At 64.2% G+C, this 26,995-nt stretch carries 24 protein-coding genes and 1 pseudogene; 18 read left to right on the top strand and 7 right to left on the bottom strand.

What is annotated here, in order from left to right; genetic code table 11:
• Positions 1-40 precede the first annotated feature (40 nt).
• Positions 41-1,063, bottom strand: coding sequence for a DUF6215 domain-containing protein (locus OG798_RS35105; RefSeq protein ID WP_328758235.1), 1,023 nt, complete (start codon positions 1,061-1,063; stop codon positions 41-43).
• Between the two features lie 534 nt (positions 1,064-1,597).
• Entirely contained in the window at positions 1,598-2,347 is a 750-nt protein-coding gene (locus OG798_RS35110; RefSeq protein ID WP_328758236.1) for a TIGR02391 family protein, read from the bottom strand.
• A 733-nt stretch (positions 2,348-3,080) separates the two neighbouring features.
• Here OG798_RS35110 and OG798_RS35115 point away from each other — a divergent pair.
• Both OG798_RS35115 and OG798_RS35120 read left to right on the top strand, forming a co-directional pair.
• Positions 3,081-4,625, top strand: coding sequence for a hypothetical protein (locus OG798_RS35115; protein ID WP_143614434.1), 1,545 nt, complete (start codon positions 3,081-3,083; stop codon positions 4,623-4,625).
• Between the two features lie 441 nt (positions 4,626-5,066).
• Positions 5,067-5,693 carry a hypothetical protein gene (locus tag OG798_RS35120; RefSeq protein ID WP_328758237.1) on the top strand — a complete coding sequence of 209 codons (627 nt, stop codon included), beginning with the start codon at positions 5,067-5,069 and terminating at the stop codon, positions 5,691-5,693.
• Positions 5,694-6,060: 367 nt separating this feature from the next.
• On the opposite strand, the gene OG798_RS35125 is transcribed toward OG798_RS35120, so the two are convergent.
• On the bottom strand, positions 6,061-7,095 hold the full coding sequence (locus OG798_RS35125; RefSeq protein WP_328758238.1) for a DUF3883 domain-containing protein: 1,035 nt from the start codon (positions 7,093-7,095) through the stop codon (positions 6,061-6,063).
• A gap of 406 nt (positions 7,096-7,501) precedes the next feature.
• Between OG798_RS35125 and OG798_RS35130 the strand changes: the two genes are divergently transcribed.
• Positions 7,502-8,842 carry a hypothetical protein gene (locus tag OG798_RS35130; protein WP_328758239.1) on the top strand — a complete coding sequence of 447 codons (1,341 nt, stop codon included), beginning with the start codon at positions 7,502-7,504 and terminating at the stop codon, positions 8,840-8,842.
• Between the two features lie 267 nt (positions 8,843-9,109).
• Here the strand turns inward: OG798_RS35130 and OG798_RS35135 are convergent, their stop codons facing one another.
• Positions 9,110-11,800 (bottom strand): hypothetical protein, encoded by a 2,691-nt coding sequence (locus OG798_RS35135; RefSeq protein WP_328758240.1) that lies wholly within the window; start codon positions 11,798-11,800, stop codon positions 9,110-9,112.
• 229 nt (positions 11,801-12,029) lie between these two features.
• On the opposite strand from OG798_RS35135, the gene OG798_RS35140 reads away from it, so the two are divergent.
• Together OG798_RS35140 and OG798_RS35145 are read left to right on the top strand one after the other, a co-directional pair.
• Positions 12,030-13,778 (top strand): HNH endonuclease, encoded by a 1,749-nt coding sequence (locus OG798_RS35140; RefSeq protein ID WP_328758241.1) that lies wholly within the window; start codon positions 12,030-12,032, stop codon positions 13,776-13,778.
• 239 nt (positions 13,779-14,017) lie between these two features.
• Complete coding sequence (locus OG798_RS35145; protein WP_328758242.1) at positions 14,018-14,587, top strand: hypothetical protein; 570 nt, start codon at positions 14,018-14,020, stop codon at positions 14,585-14,587.
• Positions 14,588-14,644: 57 nt separating this feature from the next.
• Here the strand turns inward: OG798_RS35145 and OG798_RS35150 are convergent.
• A pseudogene (locus tag OG798_RS35150) lies at positions 14,645-14,848 on the bottom strand (transposase); the annotation flags it as partial.
• A 600-nt stretch (positions 14,849-15,448) separates the two neighbouring features.
• Here OG798_RS35150 and OG798_RS35155 point away from each other — a divergent pair.
• The 5 genes from OG798_RS35155 (at position 15,449) to OG798_RS35175 (ending at position 19,674) form a co-directional block, all read left to right on the top strand.
• A complete protein-coding gene (locus tag OG798_RS35155; protein ID WP_328758243.1) occupies positions 15,449-17,188 on the top strand; it encodes an NAD(P)/FAD-dependent oxidoreductase in 1,740 nt (579 codons plus the stop codon).
• Between the two features lie 153 nt (positions 17,189-17,341).
• Positions 17,342-17,932: a hypothetical protein gene (locus tag OG798_RS35160; protein ID WP_328758245.1), complete on the top strand. Its 591-nt coding sequence runs from the start codon at positions 17,342-17,344 to the stop codon at positions 17,930-17,932.
• A complete protein-coding gene (locus OG798_RS35165) occupies positions 17,926-18,594 on the top strand; it encodes a hypothetical protein (protein WP_328758246.1) in 669 nt (222 codons plus the stop codon). The genes OG798_RS35160 and OG798_RS35165 overlap by 7 nt, the downstream gene beginning before the upstream one ends.
• Before the next feature lie 52 nt (positions 18,595-18,646).
• Positions 18,647-19,093, top strand: coding sequence for a winged helix-turn-helix domain-containing protein (locus OG798_RS35170; protein WP_328758247.1), 447 nt, complete (start codon positions 18,647-18,649; stop codon positions 19,091-19,093).
• Between the two features lie 11 nt (positions 19,094-19,104).
• Positions 19,105-19,674, top strand: a complete 570-nt coding sequence (locus OG798_RS35175) for an HD domain-containing protein (protein ID WP_328758248.1) — start codon at positions 19,105-19,107, stop codon at positions 19,672-19,674.
• Here OG798_RS35175 and OG798_RS35180 read toward each other — a convergent pair.
• Entirely contained in the window at positions 19,662-20,135 is a 474-nt protein-coding gene (locus OG798_RS35180) for an NUDIX domain-containing protein (RefSeq protein WP_328758250.1), read from the bottom strand. The two genes, OG798_RS35175 and OG798_RS35180, sit on opposite strands and share 13 nt — an antisense overlap.
• The gene (locus OG798_RS35185; RefSeq protein ID WP_328758251.1) at positions 20,135-20,902 is read right to left on the bottom strand and encodes a helix-turn-helix domain-containing protein; all 768 of its coding nucleotides are present in this window, start codon (positions 20,900-20,902) and stop codon (positions 20,135-20,137) included. Before OG798_RS35185 ends, OG798_RS35180 begins: the two co-directional genes overlap by 1 nt.
• A gap of 892 nt (positions 20,903-21,794) precedes the next feature.
• Here OG798_RS35185 and OG798_RS35190 point away from each other — a divergent pair.
• The 8 genes from OG798_RS35190 to OG798_RS35225 all read left to right on the top strand — a co-directional run bounded on the left by OG798_RS35190 (position 21,795) and on the right by OG798_RS35225 (position 26,990).
• Entirely contained in the window at positions 21,795-22,106 is a 312-nt protein-coding gene (locus OG798_RS35190; protein ID WP_328758252.1) for a hypothetical protein, read from the top strand.
• Positions 22,103-22,435, top strand: coding sequence for a hypothetical protein (locus OG798_RS35195; protein WP_328758253.1), 333 nt, complete (start codon positions 22,103-22,105; stop codon positions 22,433-22,435). Before OG798_RS35190 ends, OG798_RS35195 begins: the two co-directional genes overlap by 4 nt.
• Positions 22,432-23,322 (top strand): DUF2637 domain-containing protein, encoded by an 891-nt coding sequence (locus tag OG798_RS35200; RefSeq protein ID WP_443053908.1) that lies wholly within the window; start codon positions 22,432-22,434, stop codon positions 23,320-23,322. Before OG798_RS35195 ends, OG798_RS35200 begins: the two co-directional genes overlap by 4 nt.
• A 29-nt stretch (positions 23,323-23,351) precedes the next feature.
• Positions 23,352-23,582 carry a hypothetical protein gene (locus OG798_RS35205; protein WP_328758254.1) on the top strand — a complete coding sequence of 77 codons (231 nt, stop codon included), beginning with the start codon at positions 23,352-23,354 and terminating at the stop codon, positions 23,580-23,582.
• Between the two features lie 46 nt (positions 23,583-23,628).
• Positions 23,629-24,159 (top strand): hypothetical protein, encoded by a 531-nt coding sequence (locus OG798_RS35210; RefSeq protein ID WP_328758256.1) that lies wholly within the window; start codon positions 23,629-23,631, stop codon positions 24,157-24,159.
• Between the two features lie 32 nt (positions 24,160-24,191).
• Complete coding sequence (locus OG798_RS35215; protein WP_328758257.1) at positions 24,192-24,647, top strand: hypothetical protein; 456 nt, start codon at positions 24,192-24,194, stop codon at positions 24,645-24,647.
• Positions 24,644-24,889: a carbohydrate ABC transporter gene (locus OG798_RS35220; protein WP_240361329.1), complete on the top strand. Its 246-nt coding sequence runs from the start codon at positions 24,644-24,646 to the stop codon at positions 24,887-24,889. Before OG798_RS35215 ends, OG798_RS35220 begins: the two co-directional genes overlap by 4 nt.
• Positions 24,890-25,040: 151 nt before the next feature.
• Entirely contained in the window at positions 25,041-26,990 is a 1,950-nt protein-coding gene (locus OG798_RS35225; RefSeq protein WP_328758258.1) for a hypothetical protein, read from the top strand.
• Positions 26,991-26,995 lie beyond the last annotated feature (5 nt).

The following is a 26,995-nucleotide window of genomic DNA, read 5'->3' on the forward strand; positions in this document are numbered from 1 at the left end:
GCGACTGGACCGATCTTTTCGCCGAGATGTCTGCGGCGTCTCAGCGGACAGGTCGTTCGGGGATCCTCGGAAGAACCTTCTCGGCGATGTCGAGGAGAGCGCTGTCGTTCGGGAGGGCTCCGGACGTGCTCCACACGGTGATTTCGCAGTAGCCGCCTCGGTCATTACGGTCCAGGGCCACGGACAGCGTCCTGGCCAGGGGGCCTTCTTCGACCGGTCCGCCGGATCCGCCACTCCCGAGATTGATCTCGAGCCTCATGGTGTGATCCGAGGCGAGGACCGCGGGCCGACCGAGAACCGTAAGCGTCTTGATGTCCTTCTCATCCCCGAACTTCATCAGCTTCACGTACTGGTCGATCGACAGCTTGTTGTAAGTGGCCGAGACATTCACGGTGTACGTGTCGAACGTGACCTCGGCCTCCGGTTCGGCGACCTTCCCATCAGTCAGAGGAGCGGTGTTGTTGCTGCTGGAAGCAGTGGTCGCGGTCTCTTCAGGCGTTCCAAGGAGCTTGGCCAGCTCTGGCCGGTTGAGCGCCTTGCACAGCTCTTCACCGGTCACAGGTCGGGGCGTGTCCTTGAAGGCCTTCGGAAGCTCCTCGTGTGTCCCGCCCGAACACGAGGCGGGCCGGGTGATGTTGTCGTCGGACGGCGTGAAGCGTGGGGCCAGCCACAGCGCGGCCGCGAGTGCCCCGAACACGGCCACGGCCGCGAAGGCCTGGCCCCATGCGTTGTGCTCCTCCTCCTTCTCCTTCTTCGGAGTGTCCGGGCCGGGACGCGGCCCGGTTTCGGCCTGGGGCTGGGGCTGGGGCTGGGCGGCAGCATCGACTGCCGCCCCGTCTGCGGAGGCTGTCGGACTCGGGTTCCGGCGTGCGCGCAGGGCCCGGATCACCGCGTAGACGCGTATTGCGGTGAACACGAGGAACACCACGCCGAGACCGGCCGCGACCCGATCGTGATCGCGGACGGCGAGATACATGATGCGTACGCCGAGAACAGACCCCACCGCGATGAGCAGGGGCTCGCGGACCCAGAACGGCAGGAGACGGAGGAGGAAACCGAGCATCCGCCGATCTCACCAGGACAAGATCACATCCGCCATGATGGAAGCCACAGTTCCGGGCACGTGAAGGGCCTGCCGAAGCAAGAGACGCCAAGCCGACGATCCCGAGATCGGCTATCGGGACGACAACGGGTGCAAGGGCTGAGCCAAAGCTGCCCGATGTTCTGGACCACTCAACTGCCCTGAGCTTCACTGCCCTGAGCTCGTACACCCACGGCACGCCCATGCCCCGCCGTCCGCTACCGGCCTTTAGGTTCCTGAAACCCACTCGCTGCTCACTCGCGATCAGTGCGCAACCATGACAAAGAGCCGGACCCATTAGGACTGGGTCCGGCTCTTGATGTCTGGCACTTTGGCTGGTCAGCGGGTTGATCGCGCTGATCCGGCTTCTGTGCCCCCGGCAGGATTCGAACCTGCGCACACGGCTCCGGAGGGCATGCCGAGATGACCTCGCATAGTGCTGTTGACCTGCGCGTATGCTCCAAGAGAACGTCGCTGCGACAGGGCTCTATCGCATACCGTGCGTAGCGTGTGGCGTTAGGGCGCCGTCTCGACCATGCATTCCTCGATCCACCGCGCGATGACGGAGAAGGTCGCCAGATACTCCAGTGCTTCCTGCTGGGTCCAACTCACCTCGTCCTCATGCGCAGCGAGGTTCCGGATGGCCAGGAAAGCCCCGGCGGACGTGTACTTGGCGCCGTCCTGTCGAGCCTTCCAGGTTGGGGTGCTCCGGTCCCCGTCGAATCGCAGGCGGGGCTTGCCCGCGGCTGGTGCTTTCATGTCGAAGCTCTGCATGCAGAGGTCTGTCTCGCCGATGTCATGGCGATTCAGTTTCTGCTGGAGGCGACGATTGACCGTGCGGGCTGCCGTGAGGACGGCGTCCTGACGGGCCCCAGCGGCCCAGAGCTGTGCGGCCGGCTCCCATACCCAGGGGTGAAGGTCGTCAGCGGCGATCGAGGGCGAGGCAGGCCGCAGGAACACTGCTATCTCTTCAGCCGACTGGGCCCGGCCGAGGGCTTGGATGGCGGCTTCCCGGGCTATCCACCAGCGCTCACGCTGACTCCACTCGTCGACAACGTAGCCTCCGAGGTTGGGCACGTAGGTACTTTCGATCAGCCGTGCCCGTACCTCCTCAAGCTCCAACTCTTGGGGCGCATCAGTCGGGGTTACCCCTTCCCTCATGTTCGCGCTGTCCAGGTCGGACAGGTGCTGATTGACCCCGTCGAGGAACTTGGTGAGCGTCTCTATTGCGTAGGCGTGGTCCACAACCGGATCGTAGAGCCGCACGTCGTGGAGGGTGGTTAGAAGAGAGTGATCGCGTCAGCAGTGAACAGGGCTGTGACCTGTGGGGGAATGGAGGGACGGGTGGGCGAGACCGTGGGCCCGTTGCTCGGGCCAGCAGACGGACGACGTCCACGGAAACCTCGGACGGCAGATTTACAGGCCGCATGCCGCGCCCTCCGTGACGAGCTCTTCAGCGCCTCCCTATGCACCCTGCCCCAGGCGTGCCCCACGGAGCGTGCAAGCCATCCCTCTGTCGGGGGCGTCGGTACTCAACGGCGCGCTTCGAAGGGACCAGTGAAGCCCCACCCCTACCAGTTCGGTTCCAACTACTGGGGGGAAGGCTTCTCCGGGAAGTTCCTTGCCGTCGGAGGTGGGAAGAACCGTGGGAGTTACTGGGAGACAGAACCGACCGTGGGCCCGGCTAGTCGCCGTGCTGACCGTCAGCGCGGCGATCGGACTGCTCGCAGCGCTGTTGGGGCCAGAGGCATCGACGGGAGTGCTGGGGGCCGCGGCCGCAGCCGTAGTGAGCGTGCTTGCAGTAGGCGCTCAATCGGAGTGGCAACGGCACTCTGACGCGGTTCGTCGTCGGCCTGAAGCCTTGGAGATCGCCTCACCGCGAAGGCGCTTCCCGCTCGTGCGAGATCTACGTGACCCCATCGCAGTGGGAGTGCACCCGGCCGAGACCACTGAGCGAGAGGGCAGACTCGATCGGGTTCCGACGTATGTCACTCGCGACATGGAGCCACACCTGCACGCGGCCCTGCGACGTGGGGGCTTCGTGCTGCTGGTCGGCGAGTCCACCGCGGGTAAGACGCGAGCTGCTTTCGAGGCGATTCGGATGCTGCATCCAGATCAGGATTTCGTAGCTCCCTCTACGCGCGAGGCCATTGCTGTACTTCTGGACGAATGGGAAGCATCAAACGGCTGTGTTGTGTGGCTGGATGACTTGGAACGTTTCCTGGGACCAGGAGGGCTGACTACGTCCACGCTGCACCGGCTGCTGATCTCGCACCCCCAAATGCTGATTCTGGCCACCATGCGCAGTCACGAGTACGACCGCTACCGTGATCGCGCGGAGATCGAGATATCCGGGCCCGCACAAGAAATTTGGCGTCAAGGCCGGGCCGTGCTGAGGCAAGCTCAAGTGGTCCACGTCGAAAGACGATGGACAGCCACCGAGCGCGAACGCGCTCGTGCATTGACGACCGATCCCCGACTCGTCCGCGCATTGGCTGGCGATCAGCGCTTCGGGGTGGCCGAACTATTAGCGGCCGGCCCGGAACTTGTCGAAGGCTGGAAACACGCGTGGGTCCCAGGAAACCACCCTCGCGGGGCGGCACTAGTTGCTGCGGCTGTTGATGCCCGACGCGCTGGCTACCATGGCCCATTACCTGTGGAGGTTCTCCAGCAACTTCACGCGGGCTACCTGATTCGGCGCGGTGGGGTGGAATTGCGTCCGGAGACTTTCCAAGATGCGCTGAACTGGGCTCTGACACCCACAGTCCCGGCAGGGGCTAACAGCCTGCTACTAGGCGACGTCGAAAACGGACTCCTAGCTTTTGACTATTTGATCGACCTCCCCGCACAGGAAGCCATACCAGAACCCGTCTGGGTTGCAGTCATGGACCTAGCCTCGCCCCATGAGGCTTACACGATTGCCTGCAACGTGTATCTATACGGCGATTTCACGCTCGCTCTCCCAGCTTTCCGACGTGCAGCAGAAGCAGGAATCGGCCAAGCCGAGGCAATTTTATGGGAACTGGACACGCCCATGCGGCCGGCGGAGGAAGGTTTGATCGCTGCCAAGCAACGGACGCGAGCTCTTCAACGCGAGTTAGGCGCCGACCATGAAGAAACTCTAATGGCGGAAAGTATGATCGCATCCTTCTCTCTCCATTGTGGCCATCACTCCGAAGCCATTGTTCTTTACCAGCAACTGATAGGAAGGGCCACCTCCGTACTGGGGGACAATCATCGCCTCGTCCTGGGTCTGGAATTTGGACTCGCAAGTAGCATATTTGCCTCGGGAGCCCAGGACGAGGGCCTACCTCTCCTCGAAGCCGCCGTACTAAAGAGCATCGGTACGCTCGGGGCAGAGGACCCGACCGTACTGGACCGACGCAAGTGCGTGGTCCAGCTGTTGATGAAGGCGGGGCGAAATCGCGATGCACTAGAGCGCCTCACTGCGCTCGAACCCGACTGCACCCATCTGTCGGCCACGCATCCGATCACCGTCAGCGTCAGGCGTATGGCAAGCCAGTTGCATCACCATCAGTCGTGAGGACGTCGAGTTTCGATCTCCGCCCTTTGCTTGTCGATCAGGAAGTGACGAACCCTCTTGGCGTGGCAGATTTACAGCGGGCTCCCCTTACCTCCACTGACCTGCGCCGCCTCGCTAAGGGAGCCTTACCGGGGGACGCCTGGGGGAAGCGCCGAAGCAACCAACCTGATCAGCATGGTCTGCCCCGCCAACTCATGGACGCGGGCGATGGACCATCGCCTGGCCGCAGATGGCCGCCAAACGGCACACCGTACAGCGCCAGCCGCAGCCACAGATCAGCCAAATTAACTGGATATCGCATCGAGCTGGAGCCCGCCTGGGGAGGTTGGCGAAGCAAGGCATCCCCGCACACTGCTCAGGAGTGGCCATGGTCGCCGCACCGCAACAGCGCAAGTTGCTGGGCGACTGGTCCTCCCGGCACCTGAACGTCAGGGAGACCCAGTGACCGACCGACTCACCCCGCAGAACGTCACCGTCACGACCGCCACGATCGAGGTCAGAACCCTCACCCTCGGCAGGAGGCAGATTACCCAGTCCGTTTTCCGGCAGCTCGTCGAGGAACGGTTGATCGACGACAACGGCTCTTTCCGAGGGCAGCCGTGGGGCTACATCAACCACTGCCCTGACAAGAAGGTCGCTGGCATCGTCACCGGCAAGATGATCGACTGCGCTACTGGCCCCGAGCACCGGCACGTGGTCTGGCAGAAGGGCGATGAACTCCGCCGAAGCCGCATCCTCGCCTACCGGCCTCCCTACTACGGCGTCTGGAGCGACACGACAGACCTAATCGTGCAGGCCGGCTACTGCACCAATAACCACGAGATGCCAGCCTGGATGACCAGCCGTCGGTCCGACGAGTTCGCCTTCCAGCAGGACGGTGTGAGGTGCACTGGCGCCGCACCGAAGCGCGGGTGGGAGATAGGCCATGAGTGCGCAACAGTCGCAATGCTGGAGAAGGCACGCGCAGATCTCACTGAGGAGATCGCGCAGGAAAGAGTCCTACACGCCACCCGGAAGTCCGCGTGGGAAGCCGTGATCGCCCTGCCGCAACTGTTCATCGCTGTCTGACAGTCACCGCGTCCATACCGAGGCCAGTCATCCACCCGTCACACGTGGCACCGCCACCGGGTAGCAGACCGGACGCACGTCCGAGCCGACGTGGAACGCAGGTGGCAGGGGTGCAAGGTGCGGGCGTCGCAGGGCGGGTGTGCCAAGCGCAACACTCGTCGCTCGGAGCACGACGGTTTTCAAGACCGCCCGCGAGCTGTCGCCGACCAGGTCTGTGACCTTGTCACCCGCCGCTTTCACAGACCAGCCGCCCTACATTTTGGCCGCAGGTTGGCCATGGGCGCCCTCAGGCGCTCTGCCGAGATCTACGCATTACGAGTTGTCCGATCTTGGTCTGGGGGCGTCCACGCGACCTCCGAGGGACGACTCAGGCAGAAGGGCGACCCTCGCGCCCTCCCTCTGGCAGTGGGTAGCGGTATGCAGTGGCAACGAGCTCCTCCCGTGCTGGTGCCCACTCGTTCCAGATGCGCCAACGTCCCCCATGGCCCTGGAGGTCGTCACTGAGATCGATTTGGTCTATCACGACTAGGCAGGTGGGGACGCCTTCAGCGTGGCGAACCTCCCCTTCGGTCAGGTCGATCGCCTCGCGGGTGGTGGTGCTCCCCTTCACCTCTACATGGACCTCGGATCCGTTCTTGCGCGCGGTGATGTCCCACGGTGAGTGGTCACCTACGTCTTCAACCTCGTAGCCCTGTTCGCGGTAGTGACTGAGCACGAGATTCATCGCATACCGTTCGACGGCCTGCCGCCGCTCCGCATCGCGCTGCCGGCCGTAACCGGTAGACCTTCGCGGCTTGGGCAGCGAAAGCGCTGGTAGGTCGGGGGCTTCTGGCTCGTGCGGCTCAGAGACGGCGGTCTGGCGCAGCTGCCGCAACTCGGGGAGCTCTTCCACTAGTGCCCGTGGGAGCTTGGTCAGGTAGCCCTGTGCAGCACGAACAGGCCGCGCGTCTGACAGTGCGAAGGGGAAGTAGATGGGGCTCCCGACTTCTTCTGTGAGATGATCCCGCAAGGCTCGGATTGTCGGCTCAATCTCACGGAGCCGAGCCTGAGTCACAGGGTGCTTCAACCTTCGGTACCCGCCAAGAGGAGCTTCCCAAGCGGCCTCTGGACGGGACTCACCCCGCTTCCGACCATAGGTTCCCCGGCTCTGCCAGGTGATCGTGGATGCGAAGGCCTCAGCTCGAACGTGGGAGTACCCCACGATGCCTGGGCCATGGTTCTTGTCCCAGTGCAAAACGAGATCCCCGGGTCGCACCTCGCGTACGAGCGCATAGGACCAGTACGGCTCACCCCGATCGTTCACTTTGGGTGCGAGCAAGTTGGTCCCGATGTCCTCGCGGTTCGTGATCTCCAGCCAGTAACGTTCGTTCGGGTCGTGTCCCCACCACTTGTTCACGGCCATGATCCCCCCTGACTCTCGACGTCGGCCACTGCTGATCCTGTCAGGTCAGGTGGATCCAGTGGTTCGGAAGTGTGCCTCTCTTACAGCGATCGGCGGAGGAACCTCTTCGTCCCGAACGCGATCAGGCTCCGTCGCGGCAGCGGGCCGTGGCCCCGACCTGCTCGTGCGGTTCCACGAAGTCCGTGACTGTCCGACACATCCCTGGGCTCGCTGCCGCGTTTGGCCCCCCTTGCTGCTGCTGGCTGGTGCATGGCGTTGCCAGCTCTGGGCTCTGGCCGGTCAACCGCGTCAGACTGGCGCCCGCGGTAGTTGCTCGGACTCCTGGAAGACGGAAACATGACTTTTACGCATACGTTTGTAGTAGCTTTTAGTGCACTTGGGAGAGAGTGACCGGAGGGTGGGGCGCGTGTCTAAGCACGACGATGATTTCGAGTTCGAAACGCTTCTTTCCATCCACGCCGAGGAGGCGAAGGCGGAGAAGAGCGGTGCACCCCTAACGCCCGAGGAAATCGATAGCGTAAAAAAAATCGAGAATTTGGGCTACAGTCTTGCTGCCTCGAAATACGACTACTTGAAATTCAGGGACTCCGACGTAGATCGGAGGTTGGCACAGCGCCGCACATACCTCGTGACCCGGGACATGCTGAAGGAAGTTGCCGACACGCTGTCCAGCTATCAGGATGTCAGCGCTCATAGAGCGATCGTTAAAAACGATGGCTCGTATGTTGAGTACGCGCTCGACTCACCGTCGTTTCTTCCGTTCGGCCACTTTGTGGAACGTGTGGAATGGGAGTATCGGCAAGCTGAATGCGGCCATAAATTTCGCCCCTGCACAATTCGGACGGGGGAAGAGGAGTACTCCCCTGGGTTCCATTTGACCGCTCCGTCAGGGGGTGTCTGTTTGGAGCTTTCTGAAATTAGCCCCGTAGCTATTTTCAAGATATCCAACGGCGGGTTTGTCGGATCGGATATCGTTGACTATACGCTGAAGGTGATGGTCTCGTCGCCAAAGGATATCGTGTCAGGGCTGAGCCTTGCTCAGCAAGCAGCTGATAGCCTACTGTTTGAGCTCGATGCAAAACATGGTGTGAATTTTCATCTCCTGCCCTGGGATAGGGCGCGCGTGTCTGCTACGAGAGTTCCCCGTAGGCCGCATGTCGCATTCCCATCCACCTCGGTGCCGCGGGAGGTGGCAGCCCTATTCGCTTTCGCTGCCGAAGCGAAGGATAATCCACTCTTCGCGTTTCTTTCCTACTATCAGGTGCTTGAATACTATATGCCGTTGACATCAAGGCGGGATGCTCTTAGGCGGATTAGGCGAGAGGTCAGAGATTTCTCATTTGACATTTCTGATGACGCCTCGGTCTTGAGGGTCCTCAACGCGGTCGAAAGGACCAAGGGGTTGAGCGAAGAAGACACGCTTAAGATCCTGGTTCGTGATTGCGTACGCGAGGATATGCTCACGCAGTTCTTCCAGACGCCCCGTTACGGCGTGCATTTCTCGCGGAATGGGCCGATAGCCGGCGCCCCTGCCGTGAACTTGAAGGCGACAAACGAAACCATCGCGGTGCAAACCGCGAAGCGTGTGTATGCATTGAGGAACAGAATTGTTCACGCCAAGGACGATCCCAAATATGCGGAAACGCCACAGCTTCTTCCGCGGAGCGTGGAAGCTAACGCCCTAAAGCCTGACATTGCACTTGCGCGGTTCCTGGCTCTGGAAACCGTTTCAGATGCGCAGGGCTGATGCTGGCTTGTGACGGCGGCTTCGATGGGTGCGTTAGGAAATGCCCTGCATCCTTGCAAGAGCAGGTGGGTCGTGCATGAAGCCGTGCTGGGCTGGACAGGCCGCCCGCTGTGCGAGCCACCCTGACACCCCCGGGCCGCCGATCACGGCGACATAGAGACCGCAGACACGTTCACGGCCGAGCCGAAGAGGCAGGCACCATGCGGCGAACAGACCCGGCGCGTGACACCGAGCTGTTCGCGCACACCCCCTTCGGGGGGACGTCCACTAACGGCCGTTTGCCTTGCCGCCGAAGAGGCCGCCGCCCTGAGTCAGAATCCGCTGCTCTACGTTGACGAGGCCGAGCAGGGCTGCTGACAGAGCCTGAGGACTAAGCAGCTGACTGACGTCCTCCTTGCCGATGGCGACTGGCTCGCCCGACGCTGTTCGCGCGACGAGCGTGCCGTTCAGGTTCTGAGCGTGCACGACGTGGGCGACAGCCTCCTCGCCGTACACGCGCTGGACCAGGCCACGAACTTGGGCGGAATCAGGCTTCGGCCAAACCTCGTTCGCCCAGTAGCTAAACTCCTGCTGGAACACGGGGTGATCAGTGTTGAGGTAAACGACCCCACGGTGCTCCTGGCCGTCAATCTCACGCGTCTCGTTCTGCACGTAGCGAGCGAGGTACTTCGCCTCTTCCATGTCGAAGGAGGCCCAGTCGAACGCCGGGTAGCCGCCACGCGTAGCGCTAGGAGCGCCAGTCAGGGTTCCGCCCCGCGCCGGCTGCAGCAACTGCCGCGTGGCGGAGGAGCCTCGGCCTGCGGAACCACTTCCTCCCGATCCGGTGGAAGACGTGCCCTCGCGGCGACTTGCGATGGCCGTTCCCGCCGGGATCCCGAGGATCCGCCCGGCGGCCGAGGTGGTGAGACGCGAGGCTTTGAAACGAGCGTTCAGCCGGTCCAGGATGCGCGAGATGTTCTTCCCCATCGAGGCGTCTGCACGTGCTCCGCTCTGGCTGCGGATGTCGTCCAGAACCTTCTTGAGAGGTTCTGGAAAGTCCGCGAAGAATCGATCACCCCACTCTTCCCAGGGAAGTTCGCCGCCTCCCTTGGTGATGAGGATGTGCCTGGAAGCCTGGGTGAGCACACCCCACTGGGTCGGCCGACTGTCGCTGAACACGGGCGGACGCAGGATTACCCATGTACGGCCCTTGATCTCGTCCGTGATACCGAACTGCCGATACCGGTGCTTGGTGTGGTCTGCGTGGTATGCCTCACCCTGGTAGTCGACCACTACAACGGGCCGCTGGGCGACGTAGTCGTTGGTGCCCTTCACCGGGGCATCGGGCTCCGGAACGTAGAACCACTCGACGACGGTCCCGTGGTCATCAACCTGGACGGTACCCGTCAGGAGCGTGTCGGGAATGTAGTGCCGCAGGCCGTAAACACGCCTGGGCCGCCACACCATCAGCGTTCCGTTAGGCAGTTCGACGGTCTTGTCCTTGGTGTCCCGACGGTCCGTCTCGCCCTTGCGGTAGAGATCGACGACCGTCGTTTCCAGCGGCTTACCCTGCCGCTCGGGAACCTCGATGACGCGACCGTTGAGGTAGCGCACGAGGCCGTCCACGGTCTCGTGCCGGGCAGGTTCAGGATCTCCCTGCCAGGTGTCGCTCTCAGCCGAAGCGCCGAGTAGCACCATGATCGTCCCGGTCGTCATCCAGTCAGGACGGATCTCTCCCCAATGACAGCCGTGCTCGTCGTCCTCGTACGGAAGCATGACGTCGTCGCGGCCGAGGTACATTCCGTCCTCGTCCTGGACGTCCCACTCCTTGAACGTGTAGCTGTCGCCTTCGCGCTGGATCCAAACCATGGCGCCGTCGGGCGTTTGTTCGGTGTAGCTGATGACGACGACACCGTAGGGATTCCAGGGAAGCACCGAAGACTTGAATCCCTGACCGAAGTTGCCATCGACGCCGATCGGCTTACCGCCGCCGCCGAAGGAAGACAGGAACACCAGAAGGTCGTCGGGAACCATTCCGGAGCCGTTGTCCATGATGGTGCGCCGAAGGACACCCTTATTGCGCGCGGCTTGTTCCTCGATCCCGAAATGGATGATGGAGGCGCCGCTCTCTTCCGAGTTGCGCCAAGCCTCTCGCGCCCACTGGTAAGGGCCGCCAGCTTCGTACGCCTGACGAATGAGGTTCTTTACCGCATCCGCCGGGACGTGGACTCGTCGAGCCATATTTGATTTTCTCCTTGGGCTTCCTAGAGCAAGCGCCCTAGAAAATGCGCAAGAGCGAGCGCCCTTGCGAGGTCCACCATACTCCCCCACGTGACACGACACTTGAAGGTACTTCTGCCCTGATGGGTCCTCAAGTAGCAGTGCTGGAACGAGAGTGCCCGATTGAGACTCCACGCCACCCCGGCCCGCACAGAAGTTGGTGGCCAGTAGGCGGAGTGGCCAGTGTCGGACGTGTGTGTGGAGACTGCGCTGCGGTGGTTGGCGCGGTTGCCGGCCTACGCCAGGAACCCGACGCACCTGCTTCAGGGCGAAGACAATGAGCCGGTCGGACACCTTCGCGAAGAAGCTCGAACCACTCAGGGCCTCGATGGCCGCCCGCACGCGCTCCGAGAGCAGCAGCCGGAGGCACGAAAAACCGACCGGTCCCCGGGAACCAACCGCATCGGGGCCAAGAACTTCCGGGTCGACCCGTGCGGCCTGCTCCCACCAGGCCTCCAGTAGCTCGGCCTCCAGCCCCTCATCGACGTCCGTCTCGTCCCACGGCGGGATGTCCAGGGAGCGAGTCCCCTCCTCGAAGTAAAGGTTCCCGTAGAAGGCGCACGCCACGTCCTCCGGCTCCAGCCGCGGCCCGCCGGCCAGCCGCACACCGTCGCGGAGCGCCGGCCTCACATCCCGTCCCATCAACTCGGGCCCCAGAAACTCCTGCCCGATGCCATGAACGTTGACCACCCGCGCCATGGCACAACTACCCGGTGCTGCAATGCCAGCCTGCGTCGCACCGGTCTACAGGACAACGGGCTGCACAAGTAGCTCAGTTCACCGAATCAGCCCGTAGCCGATGCCGAGTTCGAGCGGCAACGGCCATCTCGGCGCACGGTCGTCAGTCGGCAGAGAGAGTGAGGGAACGGTGGCTCATCAAACCTGGCAAGATCGGTGACGCAGAGCAAAGGCGTCAGGGGGAGGCCCGGTGGGAAGCCAGCTGCGTGTCGGTGAGGTGCTGCGGTCCGCTCAGAACAGGGACCCGGAGACACCGGTCATGGATGGGTACCGGAACATCCACCACGTCACGGCTTCCCAAGATCTCGCTCAGATCCAACTGAGCAAAGGGATCAACCCGATCGCCAAGGTCAAGGCGTCGGGCGCGCAACGTCGTCCGGCGATTCTGATCCGTTCCAGTCCGTGGAAGGCGGGGACGGCGGAGACTCCCTGGCATGACGTGTTCGACCTGGACTACGGCCACATCAGCTACTTCGGGGACCACAGGGTCGACCACACGGTCCCGGTGGGAAGCACCCAGGGCAATGCGGTGCTGCTTGAGGCCTTCACGGAGCACGAAGCCTCCACCGCGGCACAGCGGGCCCTGGCCGTGCCGCTGCTGGTGTTCGCGGCGGTCTCTCGCAACAAGACGCCCAAGGGGTACGTCGAGTTCTGCGGCGTCGCGGTCATCGAGCGCGTCGAGCAGATTGAGCAGGAGGCGAAGGGAAGGCCCTTCCCCAACTACCGTTACGACTTGGCCGTCTTGGACCTGAGCGCAGAAAGCGATCGGGTCGACTGGGCCTGGATCGAAGCCCGAGGCAACGCCAGGCTCCCGGCCGGCGATGTGCTCGAGCACGCTCCACGCTCTTGGCGCCAGTGGGTTGAGCACGGTCATTCAGTGCTGCCCGAGGTGCGACGGCGGACTCCAATTCCCGAGGGAGGCAACACCTCTCGCCCGTACTCGACCGGGGACAGCCGCCAGTCCCCAGGGCTGTTCCCCGCGCCTCGCCAGCCGGACGACACGGCCTCAGCGTCCCCTGGACCGGCTGAACCGTTGGGGCAGCTGACCGCGAGCATGCTGGTGGACAGGCTCGGGAGCCTCAAGGTCCACCAGCACAACGGCCGGCCGAGTAGGCACAAGCCACTGGCCTTGCTCTGGTCTATCTCCAGGATCGCCGCCGGACAGGCCCGACTTGCGCCTTGGCGACAATTCCAGGACGAGGTGGGCGGGCTGCTGGCCGAGTTCGGCCTTCCCGAGTCCTCGGTCACCCCTGAGTACCCGTTCTTGCATCTGCAGACGAGTCGCCTGTGGGACGTCCACGGCCTTCCGCCCGAGCAGTCGGCCAAGCCCCATGCCGCGACACTCGACAAGTTGAACCCCGAGGCCGGCATGAACGAGCAGGCGGCGCGCCTGCTGAGCGATCCGTTCGTGCGGATTCAAGCGGTCGCTGTCCTACGGGAGACCTACCTGGCCGACGTTGACCACCATGCGCTGATGGACCGGCTGGGGCTGGCCGGCTACGAAACCGCCGGCAGCATCCCTGACGATGTAGAGGACCAGGACACGGGATCAGGCACTGCCTCACGGCGCACGGCCACCCTCTCTCGCATCGTCCGCGACCCCGAGTTGACGGCCGAGGTGAAGAGGCTGCACGGCGACCGCTGCCAGGTCTGCGGCTTGCAGCTGGCGACCCGATTCAGCACCTACAGCGAGGCCGCCCACATCCGCGGCCTCGGCCGCCCCCACCACGGCCCGGACAAACTGTCGAACCTGCTCGTCCTGTGCCCGAACCATCACGTCCAGTTCGACACACTCGCGATCTACATCACCACTGACGGCACAGTGCGCGCGACCGCAGACGACAGCCTTGTAGGAGAGCTCCGCCGGCACCCCGCCCACCCGATCAACGAAGCGCACCTCCGCTACCACCGCGCGCTGTGCGGCAGAGATCACGACTGACCGCGCTGGCGCGAGGCTGTGGCGCTCGCTCTCATTGGGGACTGGCTCGACGATCTCAGCGGACGGCGGATCTCTGAGGAGTCGATCGTGGCACTGCTCCTGCACGGCTACGGTTGCCCTTGGTCATCGCTGGCCCACCCGGACGGCCCGCGCGGGCGCGCGGTGGCGTACTCCTCGTTCGGGGGCGAGGTGGCCGAAGCGTCTTGATCCGGGCTACCGAGGTCGGGGAACCTGGCCATATGGAAGAAAGCAGTCCAGAGAATGACCAGTCCCGGTCGCTTGCAGAAGCCCTCGGGCGAGTTGTGCAGAACGCTGCCGCTCTTGAATCCCACCTGAGAACGCTGGCGGCGGCTCTGATCGGTTCGAAGTATGCCGCAATCGTTGTTGCAGGTCAGCCGACGTCCAGCCTGTTGGAGACAATCAGCGCTCTCAGCAAAGTCCATGATCAAGTTTCACCCGAGAAGCGTGCCGAGTTGGCGGAGCTGCTATCGAGAGCCAAGGTGGCACATAAGCGACGAAATGACTTCGCTCACGGCACATGGGCCGTAGATCCGGGCGGGGCGGTCATGTCTCACAACAGTCGCTATCGCCAGTTTGATTGGGTCAAGTCCCCCGTCAGCCATGCCGCTCTGACTGAGCTTTCGAAAGAGCTGATGGATTGCACAGTTCAGCTTCTCGTGTGGTCCTTTGCGACCCTCCCTGGAGACATCAGCAATGAGGCCCAGCTCAGGTGGGAGACGTACCTGAGCTCCCTCACTCCGGAGGAGCGTGAGGCCATGATCCAGAGGCGAACCAGGGGAGCGGAGTAGATAACCTCAGCCCGCCACTTACCCCAGCCCCCATCCTGTCTGCGCCCGGGCTCCTGCCGCGAGGGCGACGTCCAGGAGGACCTTCCCCGGGTCGTGAACGGCCCGCGGTTTGCGCCACGGCATCAGCGCCGCCGATATCGCCTGATCCAGGCCGGTCTTACGGGCCGTCTCGACCAGCAGCACGGCCCCGGCCTGCGAGACGACCCCGCGACCGCCGCCCTCGACACGGACACGCGGGTACAACCCGATACGCTTCTTCACCTGGGAAATGCTTCTTTCCTTGCAGCCAACAGGACCCTCAGCAAGTCCTACCGTTGCAGGTCAGGAGCACTTTCCGCGTTTCTGATCAAGCCTCGGACAGCCCAACCCATGAAAGCGCGAGGCTAAGGGTCACAGCCCACAGTGCTAGCGGTGATCCATAGCAGGCAATCTCACCTGGACCTGCGGGCCGCCGACCGCGATCGTCGCTTACGGCAGCCTCCGCAACTCGACTCCTCGTGCTCCAGGGCCATCGGGGTTTCCCGTACGGTCGTCCGGAGGGGTACACGGTTTTCACCAGGTCCGCTGGGTCACCCCGCGGACCTGTGTCGTCTCGTTGCTCGTACGCGCCTCGCGCCGACCAGCCATGAGCGGAAGCTCCCATCGTTGCATTGTCGCGACAAGCCGCCCAGGGTGAGAGAGCGGTCTCCGCGGAGGAATTTCTGAGGGTTCGGCCAGATCGCGGTACTCCATGTGGAGTGTGGGGGGCGTGGGGGGGATGCATGAGTTCATGAGAAGGAGCCATAGTCCCGCGCCGTGCCCACCGTGCTCAGTGTCCGCATTGTGGATTGGGCCCATCGGAGCACCCGGCTGGAGGCATGCATGCTAGCCAAGGAACGTCCTGCGCCCCCGGTGATGTTGGTAATGCATGAAGACGCTCCTTTGCGGCAACGGATTACCGAGTCAATCCGAGACTGGTGCGACGGCGGCATCGAGGCAATCGGGGTGATGAACTTCGCAGAGCTGGAAAAGACGCTAATTGATGAGATCCTGAAAAAGGATCGAGGAGAAGCCTATATGCGTTTGGTTGCCGTCATCGCACGATACGGTAACGTCCAACAAAAGATTGATGACTTCCTCAAGGAATGGTACCCGGCGGCGAGCCTGGCAGAATTGCCGGCAGATAGCAAGTTCAAGTCGACCCCGAAAAAGAGGGAGAATATTTTCGTCGCCGAGTCAGACGCATGGGAATTCCAGCAAAACGTCGAGACGCTGTTTCACGACTGGAGCCCGCCCGACAGTGAGGTTACCTTCACCGGAAAGGAGGGCTGTCGGGCGGCGTACATGCAGAAATGGCTCTTCCAGCACGGAATTCCTTACAAATGGGAAACCGGCAATCCACCAGGTAAACCTGGAATCACAGCGGAGATCGATAAGATTCGCTATCCGGCCACACTAGGTCAACTCTTTGAGCGCCTGATCGTCAGAGACTTTCACTACAAACTCAAGCATAGATACGATCTGGTCATTGTGGGTGCCGGTCCGGCGGGCCTTTCTGCTGCGTTGAGTGCGGGTATTGCTGGCCTGAGCACACTCGTCATCGAGAGTCAGCGGCCTGGCGGAAATGCGGCGATGTCTATCAACCGAATCGAGAACTATCTCGGCTTTCCTGGTGGCGTCACTGGCACCAGGCTAGCCAAGCTGGCGGTCGAGCAGTTGGAGGATGTCACGACTGTCGATCTACGCCCCACGCTTGAAGCGAAGGGAATCAAAGAGGAAGGTTCCCGGTACCGCATCACGGTAAGCGGCACCAAGGAAGTAAAGTGCGTGTCTGCTGGGATGATTCTCATCGCGTGCGGGCAAGTATACAATCAGCTCACCAAAGTGCTAGCCGACGGAACGAAAACGGTGCTTGAGGCTCCAGTCGGCTTGGACGTCAGGTACGTCGTGGAGAAGCACCACGTGACCGACGCGAATGACAAGGACATTGTCATCGTAGGCGGCGGCCTCACAGCCGGACGTGCCGCCCTTCACTATCGTATGGCTGGGTGCCAATCGCTACGATTGGTAACCGACAGGAACCTCATGTCCGGGCCGCTCAACGCCGAGCTCCGCATGAAAGGAATCACCCCGGAAATTATCGAGGAAGTGGTCGATATCGTCGACCGGAAGGGGAAAGCAGAAGTTGTAGTGCGACCTCCGGGAGGAGCGGCAAACAGCCCGCTTCTCGCTCACCGTGTGCACGTACTGATCGGCGGTACACCCAACACGAATTGGCTGAACAATACCGTGGAGATGGACGGTAAGTTCATCAAAACCGATAGACACGTTGCGAGTCCCGTTTGCGTGGGTGAGCCCTCTCGTATCCTGCCGTTTTGTACCAGCCGTCCAGGAATCTTCGCTGCCGGGGACGTACGAGTCCTAGCACGCCGGCGGGTGGGACAGGCTGTGGGGCAGGGCGTGGCGGCGGTGGCGGCGATGGAGGAATATCTGGACCATAAAGGCTCGAACGGTGTCTATACCTGGGAAAATGTCCTGGACGACGGGACCAGCCACTGGCGCACCTGGCGCCTGGCGGTGAAGGCGGTGGAAGACAGATCGTCTGGCGCCGGTTCCGGCTGAACGTACGGACTCTGACGCACCCGCCCTGGAAGTGGACCACGTCAACGACGTCGTGCGGGGATCCTGAGGGCGAAGCTGTCGGCACGTTCGCCTCCTCTCGACAGCGGTAGTTCGTACCTGTGTTGGCGGAAGGCGGGCGCGTATGCTCAACGGGTGACCTCTCAAGCCCTGGCCGACTGGAGCGCCAAGCGTGCATTGCGTATCGACCTCGCTTGGCAGATGCACTCGGGGCAGGTGGCGTCCACCACGGCAGGGTGGCAAGTCGATCAGGCATTGGCAGTCGTTCTCCAGCGGATAGCGACCGAATTTCAAGGCTTCTGTCGCGCACTGCACGACGAAGCGAGCGAGTTCTTCGCAATGACCGTAGCTAATGGGAATCCGCAACTCGAAAGCACGCTGCGTCAGATGCTCACTAAGGGCCGAGACGTTGACAAAGGGAACGCGCACAACGAAGCAATTGCACGCGATTTCGCACGGTTCGGATTCATCTTTTGGCCTGCTATGACGGCGGCGGATAGTCGCGCCGGGGGTTGGGCCAATGAAATCAGGAAACTTACCGAGATGCGCAATGGCGTGGCGCATGACGACACGGCGAAGATGGGCAAATTGGCGGGTGAAGGCTACCTTCTAAATGATCCCACCCTGAAATCGTGGCAGACCACTTTAGATGATGTAGCCACCGTGATGGATGACGTGGTTGGCCTATCCCTCGGGACTCTGTTGGGGGTTTCGCGGCCATGGTGAGGGATGAAATGACTAGTCGTGAGTATCAGGTCGGCGATGCGATCACGGTGCCGTGGGGGCTTGACCTCGTCCAAGGAACTGTTGTAGGGGCGTATGGTGAGGGGCTCGGTCTCCGAGTTCTGGTCGAAGTGGACTTGGGGGACGGAAGCACTGAAGTCCTGCCATTTCCTCCTCGCGCTCTTGAGATTGCTCAGCAGCCAGAAGGGCAAAGCCCGCCGGGGGCTTGGGTTCAGGCGTCACGGTATGAAGAGAGTTTGTCTCGCGTATTGAGTAAAATCCTGCATGCACATGTCCCTGAGTGGCTTGGTGGCGTTGAGGTGAATGCGCGACTCGGAGAGGCCCGCGAGATTGATTTCCTCGCTCAGTTGCCGGATCGCTTGCTTTTGGTCGAGGCCAAGCATTATCGAGATGTGCAGCGACCACTTAATACCTCCACGCTTGATCAAGTGGAGGCGTACCTGCGAGGGCTTCGACGAAACAGCCCGCCTGCGGTCGCTTTGGTTGTGACCAACGCAAAGGTGCCTCTATCTGTAATAGAGCGTGCGGAAAAGTACCGTGAAGCCAGTGTTCCCATGTGGGTGGCTGGATGGCGTGAGTGGGATACTCCCGTAGAACTAGAGATGGCTCTTGCGGAAGCTCTTCGTTTCCCTGTATCGGGATAAGGGGCCTCTCTCCGTGAGATGAACTCTGAATGTAAGAAGGGAAATAAATAACGTGCCGCAGGCCAGTCCGCGGGGTACGTACTTGCAGGTCTCTGAGTCTCTGCGCCAGAAGATCGAGTCGGGGGACATCGTCGATGCCTTGCCGTCAGAGGCCACTCTGATGAGTGCTCACGGGGTCTCCCGCAACACGGTGCGCCGTGCCCTCAAGGTGCTGGAAGCCGACGGCGTTGTTGCATCGGCTCCAGGTATCGGCTGGCGCATTGTCCGGGACGGTGACCGACGCTCGCTTGCAGAGAGGATGACGGATCTGGTCACTGAGGATTCACTCTCAGTGGGCGACGCTTACCCATCCGAAGCGAAGCTGTGTGAGCGATTCGGAGCTTCCCGGACTGCCGTGCGCCGTGTCCTTGCCCAGATGGAGGGAAACGGCCTACTTGCCACGGTTCACGGCAAGGGGCGAACCGTACGCGCTCTCCCGACTCCTACCGTCCGGCCGTAGCCTTGGCCCCTATGGGACTGACTGAGTGGGCGTACTCGCTCTCCGAATCGCTGCTGTCCGATCCGCTCCCGCGTCGGTGGGCGCACTCGTTGGGGGTCGCCAAGCGCGCTCGCTCCTTGAGTCCCATCATGGGCGATGACGCCGAGTTGCTGGAAGCTGCCGCGGTGCTGCATGACATCGGGTACTCGCCAGCGATCGCGACCACCGGGTTTCACCCGCTGGACGGCGCGCGGTTCCTCCGAGACCAGGAAAAGGTAGACGAACGGGTCGTTCGTCTCGTGGCTCACCACTCTTGCGCCCTGGTGGAAGCTGAGGAGCGCGGGCTGAGGCAGGAGCTTGAGGGGGAGTTCGAGCTTGAGCAGCCGGACCTGGTCGACGCTCTGCTGTACTGCGACATGACGACGACGCCCGACGGGACGCAGACTACATCGGCTGAGCGGCTGGACGAGATCGTGCACCGGTACGGTCCGGACACGATCGTCGGGCGGTTCATTCAGCGCGCGGCCCCCGAGATCCATGCAGCGGCGAAGCGTGTTGAGGGCCGCTTGGCGGAGGTCTCAGCTGGCGATCAGCCGATGTAGGGCTCTCGCCGCGAGTCGTCGAGACCGTGGCGGATGCGCAGCATCATCGACGGGTGGATGTCCAGTCCGTCAAGGTCCGCTGGGTTAACCCAGCGGACCTCTTTTGACTCGCTGCTCGTACGCAAGGAACCCCCGATGGGGTGGGCTCGAAAGCAGATGGAGAACTGTTGCCGGACCTCTCCGTCGTCATACGCCAGCACGTGTTCAGGGTCGGTGTAGAGCCCCACGATGTTGTCTACCTCAACGTCAATGCCGGTCTCTTCCGCGACCTCACGGACGACGGTGTCACTGATGCGCTCGCCGATGTCATGGCCGCCGCCCGGCAGCGCCCACAGATCGTTGTCCGTCTTGTGGATGAGCAGCAACCGCCCCTCGTCGTCTCGGACGACCGCAGTGACCGAGGGCACCACCGAGTTGGCCCGAGGGGCGTTCGGGTTGCGGAAGTAGTCGATACGGCTCATCAGGCAGTGCCTTCCCAATCGGCAGGTGAAGAGATCGGGCGGGCGGATTGCCAGACCTTCTCAACGCTCTCAACGTAGGCGTCGAAGAGCTCGCCGCCGGGCACGCGTCGCAGGTGCAGAACGGGGGCCATGTAGGCGCCGACGCCGTAGAGGTGCCCGTTCGCCAGCATCTCGTCGTCGGCTCGGTAGATCGAGTTGTAGAGGGTCGTACCGTGCAACCGAAACTCCACCCCGGGGAGGCCGAAGAGCGGGCCGTAATTGATGAGGGCGTTCCGGATCTTGCCTGCCATCGCCGCGCCGATCCCTTCGTCCTCGCCGCGCACCGCCACGGCCGACGACGTGGGCTCTCCCAGGATGAAGCGGATGGGCACTCCGTCGGCTGACTTCTCTTTCACGATGCGGTGGAACGACGCGTCCTCCGTGAGCCAGAACCCGGAGTACACCAACAGGTCAAACTGACGGGTCGCTTTGGAGTAGAGGTTCGTCCAGAGGGTTTGCATCACGACGGACCGGTGCGGATAGAGCCTGACCAACTCGGCATTGCCGGCGGCTGCGACCTCAGCTGATGTGCGTTCGTCCGGCCACAGGTACGACACTTCGCACTTCAACAGCGAGGCCGTTGCGAACTGAAAGCGGCGATATGGCTTGCGCTCAGGTTCGTTGATCCATCGTTCGACCGTCTTGGCTGCGACCCCGAGTCGTTCGGCGACCTCGTCGAGCGTCAGGCCCAAGTCCACTATCGCGCCGCGCAGTCGCTCGTTCGCCACTCCAACCTCCGGCTTTCTGGGACGACTTGGTTCGACTTCACGGTAGCCAAGAACGACCCGAGCCGTACATCCGCGAAGTCGATCGTCGTAGGCGTCCGCGCCAGTCTGTAGGTACATCGAGCGCGAGGGGCTCGCAGAACTCCAAACAGCCGAAGGGCTTGACGAGGCGCACTCCCCTCCGCAAGATGAGGAACACGTAATACATGTTCCTGATGCAGTGTCCGGATGGCAAGGCCCGGATTTTGCGCTGCGAAGAACTGAACAGTGATCGTGCGGGGCTGACGCGAGTCGGCGGTCGCGGGAGGTGCCTAGGGCGAGGGTCCGGGGGCAAACCGCCGTGATGAACGTCGTCTCTCCCCTACGCGCCTGGCAGGCGCCACCCGGTGTTCGGGTGTGGAGAAGTACAGCGGGGCCCCAACGCACGTGGCGGCAAGAGTGAGACCGCCCCCGCGGCGACCGGGTGATGTCGTCGGCGGCACGCCGCTCTGCACCGATTCGTGCAGGCCGCCCTGCTGGCGTCAGAGCAGTGACGATGACGCACCCGATGTTCCCGGCTCGGGACCGGTGCTCCGTGGCAACCGCGCACCGGTGAAGCCGTATCCCTGCTCTCTGCGGGAGGTCGGTGTGAACCGACGGCATACCCAGGCGCCGCCGTGATGGACCGGCCGGCGGCGCCTGAACTACTTCCCGGTCTGCATCTTGCTGGCCTCGCAGCGGATCGCGCTGCGGCCGGTTGCCTCCCTCGCCCGTCCGGTTCCGCGTACTGCGCGGCGCCGTACGGGCGGGGTTGCAGGGAGCCGGATTCCCCTGGTTCTACAACGGCGCGCGGCCCCGGTGCTCGAACACCGGGGCCGCTGTTTTGGGCCGTTCCCATCTGAGAGGAGTACGTCCCATGAGGTACATCGTTGCTGGTCATGAGGCTGTTACCGCGGCGGAGTTCGCGGAGTTGGCGTTCGGTATCGACCTGGAGCTGTTCACCGGTCCGGTTGTGGAGTCCGCGAATGAGCGGACGGCGCGGTTGGACGTGGCCCGCGAAGTCCTCGTGGAGCTCCGTGAGTCGGACCCGGAGGCCGCGGCGTACGCCGAATCGCTGCTGCGTACGAGCCCGTTGAAGGACGCGCGGGCCGCCGGTCGCCGACCCCGTCGGACGTCGGCACGCCGTCCGGTGCGGCGCTCCGCGGTGCGTACGGCGGTGGCGGCGTGAGTGACGGGCTGACGCTGGACGAACTGGCCGTGCCGCTGCGCGCACTGCGCCTGCTGACCACGGACTTCGGGCACCTGCCGGCGCCGTCGGTGCACGTCTCCACCATCTACCCGGAGCGGCTGGAGCTGACTTTCTACGACGACCTGTCCGGCTTCGAGTTGTGGCGCGAGGCACTGGGGATCGCCCCGGACGCCGTGACCTACGGCGAGCAGAACGCCAGCCGTACGCGCGTCCTTCAGGTGACGGTCGACTATGCGGGCACGGCGGTACACCTGACCGGCTACGCCGACGTCGCCGTCCCGGTGTCGGTGGAAGCGGGCGCGGCGTGAGTGCCGCGGCTCGCGTCGAAGTGCGGTCGACGGGCGTCGAAGCGCCGTTGACGCCCGTCGGTGTGGAGCGCGCGATCACTGCCCTGGCGAGTGTGCTGACGGTGGTGCTCACCGCGGTGGCGTTCTGGCTGTCGTACGAGCACTTGCAGGAAGTCGCCGCCGCGCACGGGATGGCGGAAGCAGTGGCCCGTTCGTGGGCGTGGCCGGCCACGGTGGATCTGTTCATCGTGATCGGTGAGCTGTTGATCCTGCGTGCTTCGCTCGCCCACCGGGTCGACTGGTGGGCAATCGGGCTGGTCACCGCAGGTGACGGCGCCTCCATCGGGCTGAACGTGGCCGGCGTCGGCCAGGACGCGAGCGCCCTGAACTACGTGGTGGCCGCGGTTCCTCCGGTGGCCGCGCTGTTGGCGTTCGGGGCGCTGATGCGGCAGGTGCACGCCTACCTCGCCCGCCGCGCGGTGACGGGCGTCGACGCCCCGCCGCCGGGCGTCGAAGCACCGTTGACGCCCGTCATGGTGAGCGTCGACCGCCCGACGCCCCCTCCGCCCGTGGAGACCGCGGGCGGGATGGCGCCGCTGCCGGAGCTCCCGGCGCTGGTGCCGGGAGCCGAGGAAGCGTCGACGCCCGTCGCCACGGATCCGGCCCCCGTCACCGCGCCGTCGACGGCCGTCGACCTGTGCATGCCCGTGGTCTACCCGAACCGCGTCGACCAGTTGGTCCGGGCTCTGTACGGCACCGACTTCACCCAGCCGAGCACCGCCCGCATGACGCAGGCGATGGCCGCGGCGGGATTGGGCGCGTCGGAGTCGACGGCCCGCACCGCACGAGGCCGGGTCAAGGCGCGTGAGCCGTACCTGACCGGCTTCCCCACGGCGATCGCCGGCTGAGCATCCGCACCCTCGTGAGGAGTCGCCCTGTGAGTACCCCGACCAGCGTCGCTGCTGGTAAGGCCGTCGGTTTCCACTACATCCTGACCGCCCAGACCGCCGCGGGCGACGTGCTGACCGTGTCGTCGGTCGCCACCTTCGACCCCGCTCTGTTCTCCCGGTCCCAGGCATACCAGGAGATCCGCGCCATCGCCGCGGACGAGCTGGGCCACAACCGCTTCAGCGTCCTGTTCTTCTCGCTCGAACCCGACCAGTTCTGACCCGCACAGCACCCACCCCATCCCCATTCTCTCCAGGAGATCCGCTGTGTCCAGCCGTACCCGTGCCCGGAGGCGCACCCAGAAGGTGCCCGCCGGGATCACCACTGTCCGTATCCCGCGCCAGCGCGGGCGCCGCTCCGCTCAGTCGTTCGTCGTCGTCGTACCCGAACGGCCCTCCCTGGCCGGCGAGATGGCCGCCGGCCTGGCGCTGATGGTGTGGGATCACCGTCGCCGGCTTGCTCCGCTCGCCCTCGCCGTCGCGGCGCTGCCGCTGACTGCGCTTCTGCACTGGTGGGCGTGGTGGTCCGGGCTGATCCTCGCCCCGCTGGCCGCCGCCCCGGCAGCGTGGCTGGCGTTCGTCCTGCTGCGCCGACCTGCCGGCCGCTCCGTCCTGCTGTGGCGCCTGGGTCTGACCTTGGGGGCCACGTCGGTGCTGACCTGGCTGGCGATGGCCGCCGCGTTCGGCCCGCTCGCCGGGCCGCTCCTCACGCTGTGGCTGATCACCACCATCGCCGCCCAGGTGGCGTGGCTGGTCATCCGCAGGTCCGACGGTCAACACGTCCACACAGAGGCGTGACCAGCCCTTTTTCTCGAAGGAGTGTTCCACCCGTGACCGAGCAGAACCCCGCGCCGCTGCGTGACGTGGCGGCCAACCCGAACGCCTTCACCACCTACCTGAAGAGCCACCAGAGCAGCCTTCTGGACTCGGAGGACAGCCTGGCCGTCCTCGCTCGCGAAGCGAGGGTCCACTGCCGCAACACTCGCGTGGACGGTGATCGCTGGTACCACCCCCGGATGCGGTCCGCGCAGGTCGAGAAGTCGATGCGGCGCGTCCTGAAACACCTCGAAGCGGCTGCCGCCGAGATGGAGAAGGCCACCGCCGCGCGGCACGCGTTCGAGGAGGACGTGCGGACCCTGCCCGGCAAGCGCCGGCAGAAGGCCCTGGAGAAGGCCCGCAAGAAGGGCGCCGTCCCGGCCCAGGCGGTCAACAGCACCACCGTGCCGCAGTCGCCGCGCTACTCGAGCCCTGCCTCCGTCTTCGATCTCGGAAAGGAGAGCGCGTGAGCACGTCGATGCCCGCCCGGCCGCTCACCAAGGAGGAACTGCGCAAGCAGCGCAGCCGCGAGTACCTGATGCGGCAGCAGCAGCGGTTCATCGACCGGCACGGCGAGGACTTGGGCGTCCTCTACTTCGTGCTGATGCTGCTCCAGACGCACGGCAGCAAGGCGTACAAGCGGGGCGATGTGCAGTCGCTGCGGCTGCTCGCCCACGACTTGAACGCGATCTACACCAAGCACACGGCGTAACCGCCACGACCGTGCGAAAGAGGGGTCCAGTTGCCGCGGGGCCCCTCTTTGGAACCTCCAAGGCGCAGGCGCCCAGGCACCTAGACGCCCAGGCGCGCACGCGCGTACGCGAACCAACCACTCTCCGTCAAGACTTGAGAGGAGGGAATCCGTGTCCGACGACACCGAGGGAAGGTTGATCCACTTCCCCGCCGGCGACGATGTGACAAGTCGACCGCCGGTGATCCCGGATCTAGGGCGTCTCTACGGCCCCGACGAGATACAGCCGGAGACTCCAGAAGAGACCACGCTGGAGCTCCCGGCGATCCCGCAACCGATGGACCCCCAGCTGGCGATGGCCTCCACGCTGCCGAATGTCGTGGTCTCCGGCGGGAACGGCGAAGCGGGTGGCGAAGCGCAGGGCGAGTTCAGCCCCCGCGCCCCGCTTGCCGAGCGGTTGGGGGCCTGGCTCGACTACCGCATCCGCCTCGGACAGGCCCGTATGGAAGCGGAGGCGCCGCTGCGGGAGGCCGAGATTGCCCACAAGGCAGCCCGGCTGGAGGCGCAGACCAAGCGGGACCTGGCGCTGCTGGAAGCGCAGAACAAGCTCCGCGCGGCGCAGTTGAAGGCCCAGGCGGACCGGGCGGGAGCCAAGGGCAAGGCGGACGCCGACCGGGCGAAGGCGGCGGGGAAGGCATCCGCCGCCGGCATGGGTGCGGACAAGGGACGATCCAAGCGAGGTCCGCAGGGGACCCCGCCGAAACCTCAGCCCAAGCCTGCACCGAAGCCTCGGCCCAAGCCGGCGCCGAAGCCAGACGACAAGGCGAAGGCGAGGGCGGTCGCCGACCGCAGGAAGGCGCAGAACAAGGCCGCTGCCGACAAGACCAAGGCCAGGGCCCAGGAGCGGGCCGCGGCAGCCAAGGCCAACGAGCGGAAACGTCGGGCGGACGACAAGGCCCGCGAGGACCTGCGCAAAGCTGCCGACCAGCGCAAGGCTGACAAGCAGGCGTCCAAGACTGCCGACCAGAAGGCCAGGGACGATCAGCGCAAGCGGGACGAGAAGTCCCGTGATGACCGCAAGAAGGACAAGGCCGCAGGCGAGCGCCAGTCCGACAAGACCGCCGACCGCAAGCGCAAGCAGGGCGGGAAAGACGGCGAAGCGGACCGCGAGAAGCCAGGCAAGGCCGACCTCCGTAAGGGCGACAAGAAGGACGGCACGGAGAAGGACTCCGGGAAGCCGGGGGACGGTAAGCCGAAGGACGCGCCAAAGGGCGCCCCTGATGCGCCTTCTGGCGGCCCCGAGGGTGACGAGGCGAGGAAGCCGAAGGGCGCCAAGAGCGGTCCGGAGGAAGCGGCTGGCGGCCCCGAGGGGACGAAGCCGGACGGCGCCCCCGGCAAGGGCGCTGGCGGCAAGGCCGGGCCGGATGCCGAGGAGGCCGCGAGGCCGGGCGAGGACGGGCCCAAGAGGGGCCGTTTCTGGGAGAAGTTCGGCAAGAAGAACCCTGACCCGGAGAAGCCCCGCGGCCCCATCCCGGCGGAAGAGGCCGGTATCACCGTCGAGCGCGCCGACACCCCGCCGACGACCGGGCAGCGCGGCCAGTCCCGGCAGTCGGCCGAACCGATTGCACCCGGCCCCCAGGGGTTGCCGGCCGCGCCGGAGCCGCACACACAGCGACCCGGCACCGGCAGCCCAGTCCCGCAGGAGAACGCCATGAGCGCAACCACTGGTCAGTCGCAGATGGCCGCCCAGCACCGGGCGGCCATCACCATCTACGAGTTCATGGACGAGATGGAGGAGATCTCCGTCCAGGCAGGTGAGGACCGCGACATCGCGGAGAAGCTGGCGGAAGCGCTCATCAGGATTGCCCGGGAGCTGCGCCAGATGTCCGCTGAACTCGCCGCTGACGACAACATCGTCAAAGAGGTGGTCGACGCGGTCGCGGACCTCGCTGACTCCGCCGCCGATATGGCGGCCCAGGCGGTCCACTTCGCGCAGAGCTGCAAGACGTCCGCCGAATACGCCTTCACCGCCTACCGGTGGGTCAACCAGGTCTACGGCGAAGACGTCCAGGCCATGAGCGCGTCCGGCCTGTCCATGGCTTCGGCCGCGAGTCACCACTAGGAGGA

It is taken from the genome of Streptomyces sp. NBC_00271 (assembly GCF_036178845.1).
In the GTDB taxonomy this organism is placed as follows: Bacteria; Actinomycetota; Actinomycetes; order Streptomycetales; family Streptomycetaceae; genus Streptomyces.

Bases quoted from the DNA above. Each gene is read 5' to 3' on its own strand.
- OG798_RS35145 (WP_328758242.1), top strand. From the start codon at position 14,018: ATGGAAGAAAGCAGTCCAGAGAATGACCAGTCCCGGTCGCTTGCAGAA.
- OG798_RS35155 (WP_328758243.1), top strand. From the start codon at position 15,449: ATGCTAGCCAAGGAACGTCCTGCGCCCCCGGTGATGTTGGTAATGCAT.
- OG798_RS35125 (WP_328758238.1), bottom strand. From the start codon at position 7,095: ATGGCCGTGAACAAGTGGTGGGGACACGACCCGAACGAACGTTACTGG.
- OG798_RS35190 (WP_328758252.1), top strand. From the start codon at position 21,795: ATGAGGTACATCGTTGCTGGTCATGAGGCTGTTACCGCGGCGGAGTTC.
- OG798_RS35135 (WP_328758240.1), bottom strand. From the start codon at position 11,800: ATGGCGCGGGTGGTCAACGTTCATGGCATCGGGCAGGAGTTTCTGGGG.
- OG798_RS35180 (WP_328758250.1), bottom strand. From the start codon at position 20,135: ATGAGCCGTATCGACTACTTCCGCAACCCGAACGCCCCTCGGGCCAAC.
- OG798_RS35165 (WP_328758246.1), top strand. From the start codon at position 17,926: ATGGTGAGGGATGAAATGACTAGTCGTGAGTATCAGGTCGGCGATGCG.
- OG798_RS35105 (WP_328758235.1), bottom strand. From the start codon at position 1,063: ATGCTCGGTTTCCTCCTCCGTCTCCTGCCGTTCTGGGTCCGCGAGCCC.
- OG798_RS35115 (WP_143614434.1), top strand. From the start codon at position 3,081: ATGGAGCCACACCTGCACGCGGCCCTGCGACGTGGGGGCTTCGTGCTG.
- OG798_RS35175 (WP_328758248.1), top strand. From the start codon at position 19,105: ATGGGACTGACTGAGTGGGCGTACTCGCTCTCCGAATCGCTGCTGTCC.